This is a genomic window from Pigmentiphaga sp. (genome assembly GCF_019689535.1).
In the GTDB taxonomy this organism is placed as follows: domain Bacteria; phylum Pseudomonadota; class Gammaproteobacteria; order Burkholderiales; family Burkholderiaceae_B; genus Pigmentiphaga.
Map to the genome: position 1 here is coordinate 1 of NZ_JADGHH010000332.1, position 2,188 is coordinate 2,188.

Annotated in this window: 2 protein-coding genes; both read right to left on the minus strand. The window is 64.9% G+C overall.

Features of this window, described 5'->3' with window-relative positions; translation table 11 throughout:
• Window positions 1–142 precede the first annotated feature (142 nt).
• Window positions 143–1,375 (minus strand): cystathionine gamma-synthase family protein, encoded by a 1,233-nt coding sequence (locus tag IRZ12_RS17410; RefSeq protein ID WP_296471318.1) that lies wholly within the window; start codon window positions 1,373–1,375, stop codon window positions 143–145.
• 77 nt (window positions 1,376–1,452) lie between these two features.
• The coding region (locus IRZ12_RS17415) for a cyclopropane-fatty-acyl-phospholipid synthase family protein (RefSeq protein ID WP_296471320.1) at window positions 1,453–2,188 on the minus strand (736 nt) is incomplete at its 5' end.

Consider the following 2,188-nt stretch of genomic DNA (forward strand, 5'->3'; position numbering starts at 1 on the left):
TGACCAGGTAGCACGGCGGTTCGAAGTCGGGCGAAGCGGGACGGGGTGTGACGGACACGGTCTGGACGGGGAAGGGCGCCTGGGGGAGGTCGATGCGAGGGCGTTGCGATGACGCCGCCCCGGCGGGCGGCGCCGAGCGGCGTTAAACGGCGTCGCAGGCCTGGGCGAAGTCGCCCAGCAGGTCTTCCGGATCTTCGATGCCCACCGATACGCGGATGAGCGAATCGGCGATGTCCATTTCACGGCGCCGCTCCGGACCCATCTCCCAATAAATCGTATGCGCGACCGGAATGGCCAGCGTGCGGTTGTCACCCAGGTGCGTAGCGGAAATGACGACGCGCAGTTGGTTCTGGAAGTGCACCGGGTCTAGGCCGTCTTGCAGTTCGAAGCTGAGCAGCGCTCCTGCTCGCTTGAACAGCGCCCGCGCACGCTCGTGCTGGGGATGATCCGGGAGGCTGGGGTGGTAGACGCGCTTGACTTTCGGGTGCGCCGCTAATTGCGCGGCCAGGGCGGCCGCCGTCGAGCAGGCGCGCTCCATGCGCAGGCTGAGCGTCTCGGCGCCCGCGGCGATGCGGTGGGCCGCCTCGGAACCGAGCGTCGCGCCCATGTCGCGCAATCCCTTCTTCTTGATCTGTTGCAAGCCCTGCATGGCAGGCTTGACGCTGCGGTACGCGGGGTTGATGTTGGGATAGGCCGTCCAGTCGAACAGCCCCGTATCGGTCACTGCGCCACCGAGCGCGTTGCCGTGGCCACAGATGTATTTGGTCAGCGAGTTGATGCTCAAGTGCGCCTGGACCGACTTGGGGCGGAACAGGTAGGGCGACGTCATGGTGTTGTCCACCACGTAGAGAATGCCCTTGGCCTGGCATAGCGCGCCGATCTCGGCCAGGGCCGCGACCTGGGTGCGCGGGTTGGCGATGGTTTCCACGAAGACGAGCCGCGTGTTGGGCCGCAGCGCGCGTTCGACATTGGCGACCTCCGTCGCATCGACGAAGTCCACGTCGACGCCCAGCCCTTTCATGGTGGCGAACAGGCTGTTGGTGTTGCCGAACAGAAAACCGCTGGAAACGACGTGATCGCCTTCGCGCAGGAGGGTAGTCAGCACCGCGGCGATGGCGGCCATCCCGGTAGAGAAGGTGACGGTGCCGATGCCGTCTTCCATGTCCGTGATCTTGGCTTCGAGCGCGGCGGTGGTGGGGTTGCCCTGCCGGCCGTACGAATATCCGGGGTTGCGCCCCTGGAATACGTCCACCAATGTCTGCGCGTCTTCGTAGCCGAAGGCGGAAGCAGTGTGCATGGGCTTGTGCAGTGCGCCGTGTTCGACGGAGCCGCGACGATCGCTGTGCAGGATACGGGTAGTGAAGCCTTCGGACATGGTAGGGGAGGAGCTATCGAGAAAGTGTGGGTCCCATTTTAATCCTCGCCCGTGCGGCAGTGGCCTGGTTGCCTCGCTCATGCGCCGTTTGGGAGACAGGTTGGCGGCGATACCGGGATGCCCGCCTCGTCGAGGCTAGGGAGCTGCGCGCCCGCTTCGGCGTGCCGCAGCCGGGCCTTGCGTTCGGCGATGTAATCCCGCGTCAGGGGTACGCTCTCCTGGCGTCGGGCGAGTTGTACTTGGAAGACGGCAATGTCTTGATAGCGGAACGCGGTCTCGGCCATCGAGAGGTAATACTCCCACATGCGCGCAAAACGCTCGTCGTACAGCGCCACGGCCTCGCTGCGCCTGGCGAGGAAGCGTTCCCGCCATAGCCGCAGCGTGCGCGCGTAGTGCAGGCGCAGCACCTCGATGTCCGTGATGACCAGCCCGGAGCGTTCGATGGCCGGGGTGAACTCCGACATGGACGGAATATGGCCGCCGGGGAAGATGTACTTCTCTATCCACGGATTGTTGAAATCCGGCACGTCCGAATTGCCGATGAAGTGCAGCAGCATGACGCCGTCGTCGGCCAGCAGTTCGCGGCACTTGCGGAAGAAGGTGTCGTGGAAACCCACGCCGACGTGCTCGAACATGCCGACCGACACGATACGGTCGAACTTACCCGTGGTCGCGCGGTAGTCTTCGAGGCGATATGCGTAGGCGTCGGGGTGGGCGGTGCGTGCCGCCAGTGCCTGGGCACCTTTCAGTTGTTCTTCGGAAAGGGTGATCCCGGTGGCGTGGGCGGGGGCGGCCCGGGGGGGGTTATAAAAA